Annotated in this window: 19 protein-coding genes and 1 riboswitch; of the genes, 13 read left to right on the forward strand and 6 right to left on the reverse strand. The window is 70.4% G+C overall.

Translation table 11 applies throughout. The annotated features are described in order from the left end of the window. Positions 1-38 precede the first annotated feature (38 nt). Together QRO03_RS01610 and QRO03_RS01615 are read right to left on the reverse strand one after the other, a co-directional pair. Positions 39-794: a PspA/IM30 family protein gene (locus tag QRO03_RS01610; RefSeq protein WP_285135773.1), complete on the reverse strand. Its 756-nt coding sequence runs from the start codon at positions 792-794 to the stop codon at positions 39-41. Between the two features lie 93 nt (positions 795-887). Further along, entirely contained in the window at positions 888-3002 is a 2115-nt protein-coding gene (locus QRO03_RS01615) for a TPM domain-containing protein (RefSeq protein ID WP_285135774.1), read from the reverse strand. Between the two features lie 135 nt (positions 3003-3137). On the opposite strand from QRO03_RS01615, the gene QRO03_RS01620 reads away from it, so the two are divergent. The 5 genes from QRO03_RS01620 to QRO03_RS01640 all read left to right on the forward strand — a co-directional run bounded on the left by QRO03_RS01620 (position 3138) and on the right by QRO03_RS01640 (position 7514). Beyond that, positions 3138-3971, forward strand: a complete 834-nt coding sequence (locus QRO03_RS01620) for a DUF3097 domain-containing protein (RefSeq protein ID WP_285135775.1) — start codon at positions 3138-3140, stop codon at positions 3969-3971. Between the two features lie 56 nt (positions 3972-4027). Continuing rightward, positions 4028-4750: a tRNA (guanosine(46)-N7)-methyltransferase TrmB gene (gene trmB / locus QRO03_RS01625; protein ID WP_285135776.1), complete on the forward strand. Its 723-nt coding sequence runs from the start codon at positions 4028-4030 to the stop codon at positions 4748-4750. Beyond that, positions 4747-5607, forward strand: a complete 861-nt coding sequence (locus QRO03_RS01630) for a CPBP family intramembrane glutamic endopeptidase (RefSeq protein WP_285135777.1) — start codon at positions 4747-4749, stop codon at positions 5605-5607. Before trmB ends, QRO03_RS01630 begins: the two co-directional genes overlap by 4 nt. Before the next feature lie 64 nt (positions 5608-5671). After that, a riboswitch (guanidine-III (ykkC-III) riboswitch) is annotated at positions 5672-5736 on the forward strand. A 10-nt stretch (positions 5737-5746) separates the two neighbouring features. Next, positions 5747-6070 (forward strand): DMT family transporter, encoded by a 324-nt coding sequence (locus QRO03_RS01635; RefSeq protein ID WP_285135778.1) that lies wholly within the window; start codon positions 5747-5749, stop codon positions 6068-6070. A gap of 130 nt (positions 6071-6200) precedes the next feature. Next, positions 6201-7514: a hypothetical protein gene (locus tag QRO03_RS01640; RefSeq protein WP_285135779.1), complete on the forward strand. Its 1314-nt coding sequence runs from the start codon at positions 6201-6203 to the stop codon at positions 7512-7514. 64 nt (positions 7515-7578) lie between these two features. On the opposite strand, the gene QRO03_RS01645 is transcribed toward QRO03_RS01640, so the two are convergent. Beyond that, on the reverse strand, positions 7579-7830 hold the full coding sequence (locus QRO03_RS01645; RefSeq protein ID WP_285135780.1) for a hypothetical protein: 252 nt from the start codon (positions 7828-7830) through the stop codon (positions 7579-7581). A 110-nt stretch (positions 7831-7940) separates the two neighbouring features. Between QRO03_RS01645 and QRO03_RS01650 the strand changes: the two genes are divergently transcribed. The 5 genes from QRO03_RS01650 to QRO03_RS01670 all read left to right on the forward strand — a co-directional run bounded on the left by QRO03_RS01650 (position 7941) and on the right by QRO03_RS01670 (position 13145). Beyond that, on the forward strand, positions 7941-9116 hold the full coding sequence (locus QRO03_RS01650) for a sensor histidine kinase (RefSeq protein ID WP_285135781.1): 1176 nt from the start codon (positions 7941-7943) through the stop codon (positions 9114-9116). A gap of 140 nt (positions 9117-9256) precedes the next feature. Beyond that, positions 9257-9760 (forward strand): SRPBCC family protein, encoded by a 504-nt coding sequence (locus QRO03_RS01655; RefSeq protein WP_285135782.1) that lies wholly within the window; start codon positions 9257-9259, stop codon positions 9758-9760. Beyond that, positions 9757-11238: a phytoene desaturase family protein gene (locus tag QRO03_RS01660; RefSeq protein WP_285135783.1), complete on the forward strand. Its 1482-nt coding sequence runs from the start codon at positions 9757-9759 to the stop codon at positions 11236-11238. Before QRO03_RS01655 ends, QRO03_RS01660 begins: the two co-directional genes overlap by 4 nt. A gap of 2 nt (positions 11239-11240) precedes the next feature. Further along, the gene (locus tag QRO03_RS01665) at positions 11241-12065 is read left to right on the forward strand and encodes a DNA-formamidopyrimidine glycosylase family protein (protein ID WP_285135784.1); all 825 of its coding nucleotides are present in this window, start codon (positions 11241-11243) and stop codon (positions 12063-12065) included. A 9-nt stretch (positions 12066-12074) separates the two neighbouring features. Then, positions 12075-13145, forward strand: coding sequence for a spore photoproduct lyase family protein (locus QRO03_RS01670; protein ID WP_285135785.1), 1071 nt, complete (start codon positions 12075-12077; stop codon positions 13143-13145). Between the two features lie 4 nt (positions 13146-13149). On the opposite strand, the gene QRO03_RS01675 is transcribed toward QRO03_RS01670, so the two are convergent. From QRO03_RS01675 to QRO03_RS01685, 3 genes are all read right to left on the reverse strand, one after another. Continuing rightward, positions 13150-13320, reverse strand: a complete 171-nt coding sequence (locus tag QRO03_RS01675; RefSeq protein ID WP_285135786.1) for a hypothetical protein — start codon at positions 13318-13320, stop codon at positions 13150-13152. Between the two features lie 110 nt (positions 13321-13430). Further along, complete coding sequence (locus QRO03_RS01680) at positions 13431-13772, reverse strand: hypothetical protein (RefSeq protein WP_285135787.1); 342 nt, start codon at positions 13770-13772, stop codon at positions 13431-13433. Position 13773: 1 nt separating this feature from the next. Next, positions 13774-14157, reverse strand: coding sequence for a DUF7882 family protein (locus tag QRO03_RS01685; RefSeq protein ID WP_285135788.1), 384 nt, complete (start codon positions 14155-14157; stop codon positions 13774-13776). 113 nt (positions 14158-14270) lie between these two features. On the opposite strand from QRO03_RS01685, the gene QRO03_RS01690 reads away from it, so the two are divergent. From QRO03_RS01690 to QRO03_RS01700, 3 genes are all read left to right on the forward strand, one after another. Further along, positions 14271-14825: a MarR family winged helix-turn-helix transcriptional regulator gene (locus tag QRO03_RS01690; protein WP_285135789.1), complete on the forward strand. Its 555-nt coding sequence runs from the start codon at positions 14271-14273 to the stop codon at positions 14823-14825. Then, a complete protein-coding gene (locus QRO03_RS01695; protein WP_285135790.1) occupies positions 14822-15001 on the forward strand; it encodes a hypothetical protein in 180 nt (59 codons plus the stop codon). The genes QRO03_RS01690 and QRO03_RS01695 overlap by 4 nt, the downstream gene beginning before the upstream one ends. Before the next feature lie 70 nt (positions 15002-15071). After that, the gene (locus QRO03_RS01700; RefSeq protein WP_285135791.1) at positions 15072-15428 is read left to right on the forward strand and encodes a hypothetical protein; all 357 of its coding nucleotides are present in this window, start codon (positions 15072-15074) and stop codon (positions 15426-15428) included. Positions 15429-15697 lie beyond the last annotated feature (269 nt).

Consider the following 15697-nt stretch of genomic DNA (forward strand, 5'->3'; position numbering starts at 1 on the left):
CACCGCCCGGACGAACGGGCGATGCACTCACGAGGGTGTCAGACCTGGTCGGGGCTGGGTGCGTCGATCGCGGCACGCTGAGGCCCGCCGACCTTGAGGGCGGCCAGTCGCGCCTCGACCTCGGTGAGCTCGCCGACGTCGTCGAGCGCGTTGAACTGGGCGTCGATGCTCGAAGCGGCGAGCTCCTGCTTGCCCGCGGCCAGGGCCTCCTCGCGACGGATCTTGTCTTCGAAGCGGCCGAGTTCGCTGGTGGGGTCGAGCACGTCGATCGACTTGACGGCGTCGTGCACCTTGTTCTGCGCCTCGGCGACCTTGGCGCGAGCGGTGAGCTCGTTGCGCTTCGCGCGGAGCTGCTCGAGCTTGCCCTTCATGCCGTTGAGGCCGTCTTTGAGCTTGTCGACGACCTCGGTCTGGGCGGCGATGGTGGGAGCCGCCGCCTTCGCCTCGCCCTCGGCCGTGATCTGGCGCTGGAGGGCGATCTTGGCGAGGTTGTCGAACTTGTCGGCTTCGCCGGCGTTACCGGAGGCGCGGAGCTCGTCGCCCTTGCGGCTGGCGGCGAGGGCCTTGTTGCCCCACTCGGCCGCGGCCTGCACGTCTTCCTGGTGGTCGCGCTCGAGCAGGCGCAGGTTTCCGATCGTCTCGGCGATCGCCGATTCGGCGTCGGCGATCGAGTTCGAGTAATCGCGGACGAGCTGGTCGAGCATCTTCTGCGGGTCCTCGGCCTGGTCGAGGAGCGAATTGATGTTCGCGCGGACGAGGGTCGAGATGCGACCGAAGATGGACTGCTTGGCCATGCGGGGTGTTCCTTCCTGAGGGCGACGATGTCGAGTCTGGTGGCGGATGCTACGAATTCTCTGTGATCGGGCGGGGTGCCCGCGAGGGGTGGACTAGCGGCGTCTGCCGCTTCCCCCGCCGGCGCGGCTGCGACCGCCGCCGGAGAAGCCGCCGCCTCCACCGGCGCGACTGCGACCCCCGCCGGAGAAGCCTCCACCGAAGCCTCCGCCGCGTGAGCGCCCGCTGCCGCCGCCGCCGAAGCCGCCGCCCAGGCCGCCCAGGCTCCCGAGCCCGCCGCCGCCGAAGCCGCCGCGTCGCTGCCCGCCGCCGAGCAGGGCGTCGACCGCGATGCCGCCGAGGATGGCACCCATCATGCCGCCGCCGCCTCCGCCCGTGCCGCCGAAGCCGCCCCCGCCGCCGAAGGCGCCGACCTCGTTCTGAGCGAGCGAGGCGGCCTCTGCGGCCAGCCGAGCCGCGCGCTGGGCGGTCGCGAGGGCGGCCACGGGGTCGGTCGCGCGCAGCTGCTGCGCCTGCACGACCGCGGCGCCGGCCTCGGCGAGGCGCGTGCGCGGGGTGGGCCCGACGGCTCCCCGCCGCGCCGAGATGAAGTCCTCGGTCGCGGAGACCTGGGCACGCGCTTGCGCGAGCGTGGCGTCGAGCTGGGTCTCGGCGCGCCGACGTCGCTCGGTCTCATCGCGGACCGCGTCGAGGACGGTGTCGATCGTGGTGTTCGCCTGCTGCAGAGTGTCGACCGCCGCCAGCGGGTTGGTGCGCGCCCCGCCCAGGGAAGCGCGGGCGGCGTCGAGTCGGGTGCGCGCCGAGGTCGCGGCGGCGGCGACGCGTCCGTCGGGGTCGGGGAGACGTGCGGCCGCTGCAAGATCGCCCTCGATCTCGGCGACGAGGGCCGCGGCGCGCTCCTGGGCCTCGGCGAGGTCGGCGCCCCGCGTCACGATGGCGCGTTCGAGGGTCTCGGCCTGGGCGACGGCGGCCTGCGCGGCGCGGATCGCCACGGCGGCCTCGCCGGTGCGGCCTTCGTTCAGCGCGGTCTCGGCCGCGAGGGACTGCGCGGCACCGAGGTCGAGACGCTCCCGCGCCTGCCCGGGGTTGTCGGCGACGGCCTCGAGGGCGTCGTCGGCGAAGCGCTCGCGCAGCCGGGCGAGGTCGGCCGCCGCCGTCGCAAGGGCGGCGTCGGCCGCCGCGTACCGCTCCCGCGTGGACGCGAGGGCCGCCGGAGCGTCGGCCTCGAGGGCGCGGAGCTCGTCGAAGGCCGCGGCCTTGGCATCCAGTGCCTCGTCGGCGCTCGTGCACAGGCGGATGATCTCGGTGTACGCGGCGCCCTGCTGCTCGGGGGTCTCGGGCACATCGTCGTCGAGCTGCTGCTGGAGGGAGAACGCCCGGTCGAGGTCGGCCTTCGCCTGCGTCAGCACCGCGGTGAACGGCGCCGCGGCCTCGTCGCCGAACTGGGCGCGGGCGAAGCCGAGCTCCTGCTCGCTGGTCTTGACGGCGTCGTCGGTGGCGACCAGCGCCGAGCCGGCCCGCCGCGACAGGTCGTCGATGCTCTCGGTCGGAGCGTTCGCGGTGCCGTCGGCGGCCCGCTTCCGACGGCGCAGCGCGAACCACACCAGACCGATCGCGATGGCCAGCAGCAGGAGTCCGACGAGGATGACGGGACCGAGCGCGGGGCCGCCGGAGCCCGCGGGCGTGGGGGGAGGAGCGGGCTTGCTCCCGCCGGCCTCGGTGTGCGCGGCGCGGATCCCGTCTGCTGCCAAGATGGCCGCGCCCGCGTCGTCGCCGGCCTCGAGGGCGGGCTCTACGCGGTTCTGCTCGATCTCGCCGAGCTGTGCGGCGGACAGCACGCCGTCTTCTGCGTCGCCCGAGAGGTAGAAGGCGAAGGTGTCGCCGCTGATGGCGATGGCGAGCACGTACTGATCTGCACTCAGGCCGTTGCGGTTGGCCGTCTCGTTCGCCCAGTCGGCGGCCCCCGGCGGGTCGGTGAACTCGGGCACGTACACGACCCAGAGGTCGAGCCCGGTCTGGTCGCGCAGCGCCACCATGCGGCTCTGGACGGAAGCCTCTTCGGCGTCGGTCAGGACGTCGGCTCGATCGATCACGTAGCTGGAGCCCAATGACGGCGGGGGGACCGCGCCGGCGCTCAGCGGGGCGCTCAGCACGCCGACGAACACGAACAACAGCGTGGTCAGCACGTGTACCGCCGTGGGCCTTCGCATGCTTCCCCCTTCGGTCGCCGGACTGTCCCACCCTACAAACGACCTCCGACATCCGGGTGGCACACGTGCACGGATCGGCGAGTCCGCTGCGGGCGCACCCCACCGCCGCCTAGGCTCGTGCGTTCGGAGGTACAGATGGACGACCGCTACGGCACCGATGTGCTCGCCCGCGGCTGGCGCGACGCCGGACGGAAGAAGCCGGCGCAGATCGCGGCATCCACCGACCTGGTCGTCGAGGTCGCCGGCGACGGATACGTCGGAGCGGTGACCCGCGTCGACGGCATGAACGTCGAACTCGAGGACCGTTTCGGCAAGCGCCGCCTGTTCCCGCTCGGGGGAGGCTTCCTCGTCGACGGTGCGCCGGCGGTGCTCACCGCTCCGGCCCCCGCCGCCAAGGGGCGCACCCGCACGGCATCCGGATCGTTCGTCGCCGCCGATCAGCGGGCGCGCACCGCGCGCGCCAGCCGCATCTTCGTCGAGGGCAAGCACGACGCCGAACTCGTCGAGAAGGTCTGGGGCGCGGACCTGCGGGCCGAGGGCGTCGTGGTCGAGTTCCTCGAGGGTGTGGACCTCCTCGAAGAGAGACTGGATGCCGAACCCCCTACCCCCGAGCGTCGCTACGGCGTGCTGGTGGACCACCTCGTGCCGAACTCCAAGGAGTCGCGCATCGCCGAGAAGATCGCCCGGGGTCGCCACGGCGCCCACGTGAGGATCGTCGGCCACCCCTTCGTCGACGTGTGGCAGTGCGTCACGCCCCGCGCCCTCGGCATCGCCGCGTGGCCCGAGGTGCCGCGCGGAATCGAGTGGAAGGTCGGCGTGTGCCGCGCCCTCGGCTGGCCCGCCGAGGAGCAAGCAGACACGGCTCGCGCGTGGCAGCACATCCTGTCGAAGGTCACCACCTTCCGCGACCTCGAGCCGGCCCTGCTCGGCCGTGTCGAAGAGCTCATCGACTTCGTGACCGTCCCGTGAGCGGTCGCAAGGTGCCCGTGCGGCACACCCCCGAGGGCTCGCCTAGCCTGGACGACATGGATGCCGCGCCCGTCTTCCGCGACAAGCCGGTGTCGTTCGTGCGTCGCAGCGGCCGCATGTCCGAGGCCCAGGATCGCGCCTGGGCCGAGCTGTCGCCGTTCTACCTGCTCCCCGTCGAGCGCGCGGCCGCGACGACGAGCGTCAAGGCCGGAACGGCCGTCGACGTCGAAGAGGTCTACGGCCGCCGCGCGCGGCTGGTCGTGGAGATCGGGTCCGGACAGGGGCACCAGATCGTCTCCGCCGCCGCCGCCGATCCCGACAGCGACTTCCTCGCCGTCGAGGTGTTCACGGCCGGACTCGCGCGGACGATGCTCGACGCCGACCGCGACGGCGTGAGGAACCTCCGCCTCGTCGAGGCGAACGCGCCCGAGGCCCTCGAACACCTGCTGCCCGCGGCATCCGTCGACGAGCTCTGGGTGTTCTTCCCCGACCCGTGGCACAAGAACAAGCACACGAAGCGTCGTCTCGTCGCCCCCGACTTCGCCCGCATCGCCGCGCAGGCGCTCCGGCCCGGCGGCGTCCTGCGCCTGGCCACCGACTGGCAGGACTACGCCGACCAGATGCGCGACGTACTGGACGCGGCGCCCGGTTTCGAGCGGGCGTTCGCGGGGGAGTGGGCGGAACGCTTCGCGGGTCGTGTGCTCACCGCCTTCGAGAACAAGGGTCTGCGCGTCGGGCGCGACATCCGCGACCTCACGTACACGCGGGTCTCGCCATGACCGCCCACACCGCGGTTCCCGTACGCGAGCGCTCCACCTGGACGCCGAAGCTGATCCCGGCGCTGCTGGTGTGCCTGGCCGCTCCCGTGCTCTTCGTCGTGCAGGTCGTCTGGCTGGGGTGGGTGCTCCTCGCGCTCGCCGTGGCCTCCGGGGTGCTCGTCGACCGTCGCGCCGGGGTGCCGCTCGCGCGCGGTGAGGAGCCCAGCATCGCCCGCGACGTCTCGCTGATCGCGCTCGGGCAGTTCATCGTCAGCCTGATCCCCCTGCAGGCCGAGCTCGACAACGCCGCCTTCGTCCGCTTCACGCTCGCGCTCGGCGGCGCCGTGGTGGTGCCCTACGTCGTCTCGCGGTTCGTCTACCGCGATTACGCGATCCGTTTCCCGTGGCGCGGCGGGGGGCGCTGGACGTGGTGGCAGTGGACGTGGCTGGCCGGCGTCATCGTGCTCGGCTACCTGATCCTGCCGTTCTACTTCATCACCTCGGGCGTCTACATGAACTGGCCCGTCGTGAACACCCCCGATCTCATCGCACGCCTGTTCGTCGGCGTCGGTGCCGTCGGCATCTGGGACGAGCTGTTCTTCATCTGCACGGTCTTCGTGCTGTTGCGCCGGCACTTCCCCGATCTCACCGCCAACCTGCTCCAGGCGATCGTGTTCGTGTCGTTCCTTTGGGAGCTGGGTTATCAGGCGTGGGGTCCACTGCTGACGATCCCCTTCGCCATCGTCCAGGGGTTCCTCTTCCTCAAGACCCGCTCGCTCTGGTACGTCGTCACGGTGCACCTGTTGTTCGACGCGGTCGTCTTCGGCGTGCTCGTCCACGCCCACAACCCCGGCGCGGCATCCATCTTCCTCATCTGATCCCGGATGCCGTGCCCCGGCGACCGTGCACGGGCGCTGCCCAGGTGCGTTCGCTAGCGTGGTCACCGGACGCGCAGCCGCGTCACCGGACGAGGGATCAGTACCCGGACAGCGACAAGACTGGCCAAGGAGCACAGTCATGTCGTGGATCATCCTCATCCTCTCCGGCGTCCTCGAGGCCGTGTGGGCCACCGCCCTCGGCCGGTCGGAGGGTTTCACGAAGCTCTGGCCGAGCGTGATCTTCGGTGCGGCCCTGGTGCTGTCCATGGGCGGCCTCGCCTTCGCGATGCGCGACATCCCCACCGGTACCGCCTACGCCGTGTGGGTGGGAATCGGCGCGGCGCTGACCGTGGTGGTGGCGATGGTCACGGGCGCCGAGGCGATCTCGGTGGTGAAAGTGCTCCTCGTACTGGGCCTCGTCGGCTGCGTCATCGGCCTGAAGCTCGTCGGAGACACCCACTGACCAGGGGGTTTCCCTGAAAGTCAACGGGATGGAACGCACATTTCCATCCGGTACCATCTGGTTTCCTGCACTTATCCGGGCCCCGACACCGTCGTCACTCGCCCACATCTTCCCTTGTGAAAGGTTCCGAGTGAGCGCACCGCCGAGCGAGCTTGTCTCCCCGACGCGTCCTTCGCGTGTCATCGCACCGCCGCGTCGCATCGATCGCCTCCGCGATTCGCGCATCGGGCGCGCCCTGCGTCAGTACGGCCACGATGTGCTGCGCAAGCCCGAGGGCATCGTCCCGATCGAGCGCGGCGCCTTCACGCGCATCCTGCTGCTGTGGGCCGTGGCGCGCGTGGTCAACTTCGGGATGCTGTGGGGCTACTACTCGATCGCGAAGGCCGCGCGGTGGGGTTTCGGTCCCGACGGCGAGCGCCTCGGCACGTTCTTCGACTACCTGACCGGGTGGGACGCCGACCGCTACGGGCAGATCGCGGCCGAGGGCTACCCGATGTCGCTCCCGATGAACGTCTCGGGCGACATCCTGCCGAACAACTGGGCGTTCCTCCCCGTCTTCCCCACCCTGATCCGTGTCATCTCGGGCGCGACGGGTCTCGGCTGGCAGCCCGTCTCGGTGCTGCTGAGCCTCGGTGCGAGCCTCGGCGCGACGTGGTTGCTGTTCGTGCTCATGCGCACCATCACCAAGCCCCAGCCGGCCTGGTGGGCGGTGGTGTTCTTCTCCTTCGCGCCCATGTCGTTCCTCTTCGTGATCGGCTACAGCGAAGGCCTGTTCATGCTGCTGATGTTCGCCGGCATGCTGCTGGCCATCAAACGCCGCTACCTGTGGATCCTTCCGATCGGCGTCATCACCGCGTACACGCGACCCGGCGTGCTCGCCCTCGGACTGGCCCTGGGCATCGTGTTCCTCGTGCGCTTCTTCCGCCGCAAGGTCGACCCGTTCCCGATGAAGCAGTGGGCGCCGTTGATGGCCTCCGGTCTGGCCATCGCGGTGACGGGGCTGTCGTGGAACCACATCGCGCAGTACATCACCGGCACGCACAACGCGTACATCCGCACCGAACTCGGCTGGTGGCTCGACTACGTCGGCAACGACGAGTTCACCCCGTTCACCCCGTGGTTCCGTCAGGCCGGAACCCATCTGGGCGTCGTGGGCATCATCCTGGTCGTCGCGCTCATCGTCGCCTTCCTCGCCCTGATGTGGTCGCGACCGGTGCGCAAGCTCGGCCTCATGGTCGTCGCCTACGGCTTCAGCTACGGCGTGTACATCCTCGCCGTGTTCCTGCCGCAGCAGAGCACCTTCCGTCTGCTCATGCCCATGGCGCCCCTGCTCGGAGACGAGCGGTGGTCGTCGACACCGCGCCGGCGGGTCGCGATCCTCGCCGGGTGCCTCGTGCTCCAGGCCGTGGCGATCCTGCTGCTGTGGACCCGCGGCAACCCGTGATCCCCACCTGACGAAGAGAGGGCGGAGCCGACCGGCTCCGCCCTCTCTTCGTCTCGCGGGGTCGTCACTCAGGGCTACCGCCGGGGTCGACGGAGTCGATCACGTCTTGTTCGACCGCGTTGTCAGCATCCATCTCCGCGGAGCCCACGCCGGTGGTGTCGTCGTCCGACGGGGACGCGGCATCCTCCGACGAGGGTGACGGCGCCGTCTCGGGCGGGAGGGGGACCGTGGGTTCGGCCGGGGTGGGCGCTGTCGGCTCGGCGGGGGTGGGCGCGACGGGCTCGGACGGTGTCGGGGGGAACGCGGGGGTGCTCATGCGCCGACTCTCCGCGATCCGGCCCACGCGCGCGAGCCCCTTTCCGATCCGCCGCGGACGGTGTACCGGGACCGTTAGGCTCACGAAGAGGACGACCGCGAGGGGATGACGTGTCGACGGCACAGGATGTGACCCGGCGGGAGGCGATCGCGCAGTACGGCGTGATCGGCGAACCCCCCGAACCCGACCTCCAGGGCCTCGTCGAGCTCGCTGCGACGGTGTGCCGTGTGCCGACGGCGGTGATCAACATCATCGACGACCGGATGCAGCATCAGATCGCCGCGATCGGGGTGCAGGCGGCGTCGTGCGCGCGGGAGGACTCCATGTGCGCGGCGGTGATCTCGGACCCGCGCCGCGTCGTCGTGTCCGACGCCCGCCTCGATGGGCGCTTCGCCGAGAACCCGTTCGTCACGGGCGAGATCGCGTTGACACGCTTCTACGCGTCGAGTCCTCTCATCACCCCGACGGGGGTCGCCATCGGCACACTCTGCGTGTTCGACACGGAGGTGGGTGGGCTCTCGGATGCCGCGGCGCACGGTCTGGACCTGCTCGCGAGGCAGGTCATCGACGTCCTCGAGCTGCGCCGCGTCCAGCGGGATCTGCTGCAGTCGAACGCGCTGCTCGAGGATTTCGCGGCGCAGGTGAGCCACGATCTGCGCAACCCGCTCACGGCGTTGGCCGGCTTCCTCGAATTGGCCGCCGACAGCCCCGAGATGGGCCAGGCGCCGCGTGCTGCGCGATCCCTCGCCCGCGCGGAAGCCGCCGCCACGCGCATGACGACGATGGTGAGCGACCTGTTGGATTTCGCGCGCATCGGCGGCACGCGACCGCACCTCACCGACGTCGACGTGGCCGACACGGTGGATGCCGTGTTGGAAGACCTCGACGGTGCGGTCGTTCGCACGCGAGCGCGGGTGTCCGTCGACGCGTCTACCTTCGTCCGCGCCGACGGCACCCTGCTGCGCGTGCTGCTGCAGAATCTCATCGCCAACGCGGTGAAGTTCACCACGGCGGCCGAGAGGGTCCCCGTCATCCGGGTGAGCGTGGAGAAGCTGCCCGACGGGTGGCGCGTCTGCGTCGACGACAACGGCGACGCCGTCGCCCCGGAGCTGCGCGATCGCCTGTTCGAACCGATGCAGCGCGGACACGGGTCCGAGGTGCAGGGCATCGGCATCGGTCTGGCCACCTGCCGTCGCATCGTGGATGCGCACGGCGGGACGATCGGCCTCGACGTCTCGCCGACGGGCGGCACGCGCGCGTGGTTCGTCCTCCCGGCCGCAGAGTGATTCCCTCCCGGACGCGCTACCCGGCCGCGCGTCGGGGCGCAACCTCCGCGACCGGGGGCGTCGACGGGCCGTAGCGTGGGCGGTGTCGGGGCGGCCGAGTCACGGCATCCATCAGACCGCACCGACGAGGAGGACAGTCCATGGCCCGTAACGTCCGCCTGATGCACTGCACGCCCGACGACGTGTTCCGCGTCCTCGCGAACGGGTGGCTGTACCCGCTGTGGGTCGTCGGCACCTCGCGCATGCGCGACGTCGGCGACGCCTGGCCCACCCCGGGGGCGACGCTGCACCACTCCTTCGGCTCGTGGCCCCTGCTGGTCAACGACACCACCGTCATGCGCGTATGGGACCCGCCCCACCGCGCGGTGATGGAGCCGCACGGCGGACCCATTGGGATCGCCCGTGTCGCGATCGACGTCAAGCCACGCGGCGACGCCTGCGTCGTGCGCATTCAGGAGGAGCCCGTCACGGGGCCCACCAAGATCCTCCCCGACACGGTGTTCGACGCGATCACGCGATGGCGCAACGCCGAGACGCTGCATCGCCTCGCCTACCTCGCCGAGGGAGGGGCGCCCGGAACCGACGGCGGTGCCGGCGCCATCGGGCACGAGTCCACGGCCGAGAAGGAGCCGATCGAGCGATGAGCGAGAGCTACGACGCGATCATCGTCGGTTCGGGCCCGAACGGTCTGGCCGCGGCCGTCACGCTCGCGCGATCGGGATTGTCGGTCGCGGTGTACGAGCGGTCCGCGACCTTCGGGGGAGCATCCTCGACGGCGGAGCTCACGCTGCCGGGGTTCCGCCACGACGTGGGATCGGCCGTGCACCCGCTGGCTCTGGAGTCGTGGTTCTTCCGCGAGTTCGGCCTCGACCGCCGCATCCGCCTGACCGTCCCCGAGATCTCCTACGCGCACCCGCTCGACGGGGGCCGGGCGGGTCTCGCCTTCCGCGACCTCGCTCGGGCGGCAGCGGGCCTCGGCGTCGACGGACCGGCCTACGAACGCCTCATGCGACCACTCGTCGAGCATCTGCGCGGCGTCGCCGACTTCACCGGCAATGCACTGCTGCGCGTGCCGGGTGACCCGCTCGCGGCGTTCTTCTTCGGCATCCGGGCTCTCGAGCAGGGGGGACCCTGGTGGAACGCGCGCTTTCGTGAAGAGGTCGCTCCGAGCCTGATCACCGGCGTCTCCGCCCACACGATCCTGCATCAGCCGAGCCTCGCCGCCGGGGGCGCGGGACTCGTGCTCGCCACGTACGGGCACGGTCGGGGGTGGCCGATCCCGGTCGGTGGCAGCCAGTCGATCGCCGACGCCATGATCGCCGACATCCGGGCGCACGGGGGAGTGCTGCACGCCGGGATCGAGGTGAGCTCGCTCGACGAGCTCCCGCCCGCCCGCGCGGTGCTGCTCGACACGACTCCGCGGGCCCTCATCGCCCTGGCGGGGGAACGGATGCCGGCGGCCTACCGTCGTGCGTTGCAACGCTTCCGCTACGGGGGCGGTGTCGCCAAGGTCGACTTCGCGCTGTCGGAGCCCGTGCCCTGGACGAATGCCGACATCGCGCGAGCGGGGACCGTGCACCTGGGTGGAACCCGAGCCGAGATCGCCGCCGCCGAGAACGCCGTCGCGCGCGGGGACCTGCCCGATGCGCCGTATGTGCTGGCCGCGCAGCCGACGTTGTTCGACCCGACGCGCGCGCCCGAGGGCAAGCACGTGTTCTGGGCGTATACGCACGTTCCGGCGGGTAGCCCCGCCGACCGCGAGGCCGCCGTCGTCGCGCAGATCGAGCGCTTCGCCCCGGGCTTCCGCGATACCATCCTCGCCACCGCCTCGAGAACGGCGGTGGACGTCGAGGCGTGGAACCCGAACTTCCCGGGGGGAGACATCTCCGCGGGCGCGCCGACCCTCACTCAGCTGCTCGGGCGACCGGTGTACAGCCCCGATCCGTGGCGCACGCCCATGAAGGGCGTCTACCTCTGCTCGTCGTCGACGAGTCCCGGCCCGGGCGTGCACGGCCTCGCGGGCTGGCAGGCGGCGCTCAGCGCGCTGCGGCACGAGTTCGGAACGCGCCTCCGCCCCGACCTGGCCCCGCGCCACGACCAGCTCACCGCCGCGGCGTCCTGACCATGCCCGAGGGCGACAGCGTCTACCGGCTGCGGGGACGCCTGGATGCCGCGACGCGGGGCGCGCGGGTGGTCGACGGGGAACTGCGGTCGGGTAACGCCGCCGGTCGCTCGCTCGCGGGGCGGACGATCGTCGCCTACGACACCCACGGCAAGCACCTCCTCACGCGCTTCGACGACCTCTTCACCCTCCACACGCACCTGCGTATGCAGGGCAGTTGGACGATCACGCGAGCGGGGCGCGCGCTCCCCTCCACGGAACGGGGGAAAGCGCGCGTCCGCCTCCGCCTCGCGGACGGCCGTGAGGTCTGGGGTCTCGATCTCCCGGTCGTGGAGCTCGTCCCCACCGCGCGCGAGCGCGACGTCGTCGGGTATCTCGGCCCCGACCCGCTGAGGGAGGACTGGGACCCTGCCGAGGCGGTTCGTCGATTGTCGGCACGTCCCGACCGGCCGTTCGTGGCGGCGCTGCTCGACCAGACGCGCATCGCGGGTCTTGGCAACCTGTGGGTCAACGAGCTGGCGTTCCTCCGCGGCATCCATCCCTTCGCTCCGATCGGATCCACCGATCAGGACGCGTTGGTGGCACTGGCGGCGCGGTGCCTGCGCGTCTCGGCGACGGTACCGGGTATGTATCAGGTCACCACGGGCGACCGCCGGAAGGGATCGTCGCACTGGGTCGCCGGGCGTGCGGGGCGACCGTGTCTGCGCTGCGGAACGCGGGTGCGCGTACGCGACGAGGTGGCGAACGATCCCGAGCAGCGTCGCACCTGGTGGTGCCCCCGGTGCCAGCCGGAGCCGTCCGGCACCGATGTCGGGACCCCGGAGTAGAACGGAACGATGGCCGTCGAACGAGAGAACCTGCTGCGTGTCACCCGCATCTACACGGAGGACGGGGCTCTCGACCTCGAGCGCGGCCGCGAGATCGTCGCCCGGTGGCCGAATGCCGAGATCGTTCCGATCGCCTCCCACTGGCAGATCCCCGAGGTGCACGGCGACGAGACGAATGTCGCCCGGTGGGTGCGCATCAAGACCGAGGCGCTCGTGCTGGGTGTGAAGAAGAGCGTCGCGACGCGGGTGAACGGCCGCTCCGCCGACTTCATCGCCCCGTCGCTGTCGAACGGCTGCGCGATGGCGTGCGTGTACTGCTACGTCCCGCGGCGAAAGGGGTACAGCAACCCCATCACCGTCTTCGCCAACATCGAGCAGATCACGCGCCACCTCGCGCGACACGTGGCCGCGCGTGGACTGAAAACCGAGCCGAACCAGTGCGACTCAGAGGCGTGGGTCTACGACATCGGGGAGAACGGCGACTGCTCGGTCGACGCGATGATCAGCGAGAACGTGCGCGATGTGTGCGACCTGTTCCGGATGACGCCCACAGCCAAGGCGTCATTCGCGACGAAGTTCGTCAACCGCGACATGCTGGAGTGGGATCCTGCGGGGCGCACGCGCATCCGTTTCTCTCTGATGCCGGCCGCGACGGCGCGCGTCACCGACCTGCGCACGTCGCCGATGACCGAGCGCATCGCCGCCATCAACGACTTCGTCGACGCGGGCTACGAGGTGCACGTCAACTTCTCGCCGGTGATCCTGACGCCGACGTGGCTCCACGATTGGGCAGAGCTTTTCGACCAGCTGGATTCGGCCCTGCACGCACGCGCAAAAGAACAGTTGGCGTGCGAGGTCATCTTCCTCACGCACAATGAAGGCCTTCACGACGTCAACCTCGGCTGGCATCCGAAGGGCGAAGAGCTGCTGTGGACGCCGTCCATACAGGAGCCGAAACGCTCGCAGAACGGAGCCGAGAACGTGCGTTACCGGCACCCGCTCAAGGCGCAGAGCGTTGCGGCGCTGACCGATCTCATCGCCCGGCGGCTGCCGTACTGCACGGTGCGTTACGCGTTCTGAGTCCTCAACCGATGTCTCCGGTGGGGGAACCACCCGTGTCGGAGGCGTCGTCAGCGGCCTTCTGAGCCGCAGCGCCCTCTTCGGGTGATTCGCTTCCGGCGCCGTTCGACGATTCGTCGGGTGCTGCCGCGTGGTCGTCGTGCGTGTTGTCCGACTGACCGTCGTGGTGCGTCATGGTTTCTCCGTCCATCGTGCTTGGATCACCGACGCTGACACGTCGTCCCTGTGGTGTCCAGGGGATGGACGAGTTGCCCGCGTGCGCCGGTGTCAGCGCCGTGTCTCACGTCAGAGGTACGGCGCGAGGGCGCCGGCCGTCAGACCGAGCGCGAGAGCCGTGCCCCCGAGCGCGGTCGCGGCCGCCAGGGACGCCCGGTCGAGCAGACGCCGCCGCGACACGTTCGCGGGGTGCGTGGTCGACCGCAGCGACGACTTGGCGCTGTCGAGCGTGTCGTAACGACCGATGGGGATGCCGTGCGCGTCGCGCGCGACGAATCCTCCCGCCACCGCGTCGACGCAGCCGAAGTACTCGCCGCCGCGGTGAGCGACCCAGAATCCCGTGTCGACTTTCGCCCAGAGGACGCGCGCCGACGACAGAGGTGTCGGGGAGGGGGAGACTGCGGAGGTCATGTCAGGCCGCCACACGGAGCGCGGCGGGACGCGGCGCGGATGCGGCCGCGCTTCGTGCGGGGGCGCGGGTGTGCGTCTGAGCCGTGGGGATCTCGGCGGTCAGGTCCACGATGAGCCCGGCCGACGAGTTGGCCATGTCGGCCATGTCCTTCAGGGCGGCGGAGTTCAGCGCCTCCGGCTCGGCGGCGTCGAAGACGAAGCGAAGAGGGATCGCCGGCTGCAGCCAGAGGGTGGAACGACCGGGGGTGCCGTCGACGTGGATCCAGCTGAGGGTGAAGCTCTCGCTGCGGCGGAGCTTGGTGGTGGCGACCACCTTGAGGTGGGAGAGCAGTCGGTCGGGGATCCGGATCGATTCCGTCGACGTTCCGTAGAAAAGGTGGCCCATGGGGTGCTCCCTTCGAAAGCGATTAGCTGTGCTGAGAACATACTCGCTTAGTAACTAGTTTGCCTAACTATTATTTCCGCTGTATAGTCGCGATACGAGCGGAGGAGTGTGACATGACAGACGTCGACACCACGCCTCGTGCACCCGCGATGGCGCCCCCCGACGGTGAGATGACGTACTGGTATGGCGACGAGCCGGCCGACCGTCGTCAACGAAGCAAAGCCGTGCTCGAGTCCCTCCGCGTCTATCGCGCCGCCGAGGTCGCCATGCGACGGCGCACCCGCGATTCGATGTCGATGGGCGAGAACGAGCTCCTCGTGTTGCGCTACCTGCTTCGCGACCCGAAACGACAGGTCCGTCCAGGTGAGCTCACCCGATACCTCGGGCTCTCGACGGCCTCCACGACGGCGATCCTCGATCGGCTCGAACGCTCCGGGCACATCACCCGCTCCGCGAACCCCGACGACCGCCGCAGCATCTTCATCGCGGTGACGCCGCGCGCCGACGCGGAGGTCCGGCAGACGCTGGGGAACATGCACGATCGCATGCTGGCAGCGGTCATCGACATGACGCCCGACGAGTCGGCGGCTGTCGTCGCTTTCCTGCGACGCATGAGCGACGCCGTCGACGGTGTCGCCGCCGAGGCTCCCGCGGTCGATTCGCCGTGATCTACGTGCTCGTCGGCGGCCCGCGCGACGGACAACACGTGGATGACCTTCCCCGCGGCTACCGCCTGTCGCTCAGCGATCCTCAGCCCGAACCGTTCGGCGACTTCGACACGGTGCGCGCTGTGTGGTTCGAGCTCGATGAGGCGATGTTCCGCTCATCCCAGCGCAGGGGATGAGACGTACCCCACCGGTCGCCTCCCGGCAACCCACCCCCCTCGCCGCATGATCGGACCACAGGGTGGGGGAATGCGATGCGTGACCTATGCCGGCGAGACCGTGATGACCACCGACGACGTCGCCGCGTCGCTCATCGAATTGACCGCCGCGGTGGCGAAAGAGGGGCAGGCCGAAGCGGTCAGCATCCCCATCGTCACCGATGCGAAGAAGGTCGCCCAGGCGGAGCTGGTGATCGGCGTCGGCAACGACGTGCTGTCCGCGCCGCTGGACTGGGACGACGAGGAGCCCGACTTCACCGCCGCGGCTCAGGAACTGCGCACACACCGTCTCTTCCCCCGGGCGCACCTTCGCGCCGTCGAGCCCGATCCCGGCGCAGACGACGACGGACCGATCGACTGGGACTTCGACCAGCCCACCCAGGCCTGAGCCCTGCGCGGGTGAACCGCGGGATGACGCGCCGAGAGATCGCCTTGCGGGGTGCTCTCTGCATCCGCTACGTTCACTAGTCCGTGCCAATCGGCGCGACGAGTCGAGAGGAGACGAGGCCATGACCGCGAATCGCGATCTGCGTCCGGAGCAGCAGCAGTACCTGCCGTTCCTCCCCTCGTCGTACCCTCCGGCGCCGGTCGTCTAGACACCGTCTTCTCACGCCCCGCACCGTCAGGTCGGGGCGTTTCTCTTTCCACTCGAGTGGG

Source organism: Microbacterium sp. lyk4-40-TSB-66, from assembly GCF_030209475.1.
In the GTDB taxonomy this organism is placed as follows: Bacteria; Actinomycetota; Actinomycetes; order Actinomycetales; family Microbacteriaceae; genus Microbacterium.

Coding starts and splice junctions, on each gene's coding strand:
- QRO03_RS01700 (WP_285135791.1), top strand. CDS start 15,072: ATGCGATGCGTGACCTATGCCGGCGAGACCGTGATGACCACCGACGAC.
- trmB (WP_285135776.1), top strand. CDS start 4,028: ATGGATGCCGCGCCCGTCTTCCGCGACAAGCCGGTGTCGTTCGTGCGT.
- QRO03_RS01635 (WP_285135778.1), top strand. CDS start 5,747: ATGTCGTGGATCATCCTCATCCTCTCCGGCGTCCTCGAGGCCGTGTGG.
- QRO03_RS01610 (WP_285135773.1), bottom strand. CDS start 794: ATGGCCAAGCAGTCCATCTTCGGTCGCATCTCGACCCTCGTCCGCGCG.
- QRO03_RS01660 (WP_285135783.1), top strand. CDS start 9,757: ATGAGCGAGAGCTACGACGCGATCATCGTCGGTTCGGGCCCGAACGGT.
- QRO03_RS01620 (WP_285135775.1), top strand. CDS start 3,138: ATGGACGACCGCTACGGCACCGATGTGCTCGCCCGCGGCTGGCGCGAC.
- QRO03_RS01670 (WP_285135785.1), top strand. CDS start 12,075: ATGGCCGTCGAACGAGAGAACCTGCTGCGTGTCACCCGCATCTACACG.
- QRO03_RS01655 (WP_285135782.1), top strand. CDS start 9,257: ATGGCCCGTAACGTCCGCCTGATGCACTGCACGCCCGACGACGTGTTC.
- QRO03_RS01645 (WP_285135780.1), bottom strand. CDS start 7,830: ATGAGCACCCCCGCGTTCCCCCCGACACCGTCCGAGCCCGTCGCGCCC.
- QRO03_RS01665 (WP_285135784.1), top strand. CDS start 11,241: ATGCCCGAGGGCGACAGCGTCTACCGGCTGCGGGGACGCCTGGATGCC.
- QRO03_RS01675 (WP_285135786.1), bottom strand. CDS start 13,320: ATGACGCACCACGACGGTCAGTCGGACAACACGCACGACGACCACGCG.
- QRO03_RS01680 (WP_285135787.1), bottom strand. CDS start 13,772: ATGACCTCCGCAGTCTCCCCCTCCCCGACACCTCTGTCGTCGGCGCGC.
- QRO03_RS01630 (WP_285135777.1), top strand. CDS start 4,747: ATGACCGCCCACACCGCGGTTCCCGTACGCGAGCGCTCCACCTGGACG.
- QRO03_RS01685 (WP_285135788.1), bottom strand. CDS start 14,157: ATGGGCCACCTTTTCTACGGAACGTCGACGGAATCGATCCGGATCCCC.
- QRO03_RS01615 (WP_285135774.1), bottom strand. CDS start 3,002: ATGCGAAGGCCCACGGCGGTACACGTGCTGACCACGCTGTTGTTCGTG.
- QRO03_RS01690 (WP_285135789.1), top strand. CDS start 14,271: ATGACAGACGTCGACACCACGCCTCGTGCACCCGCGATGGCGCCCCCC.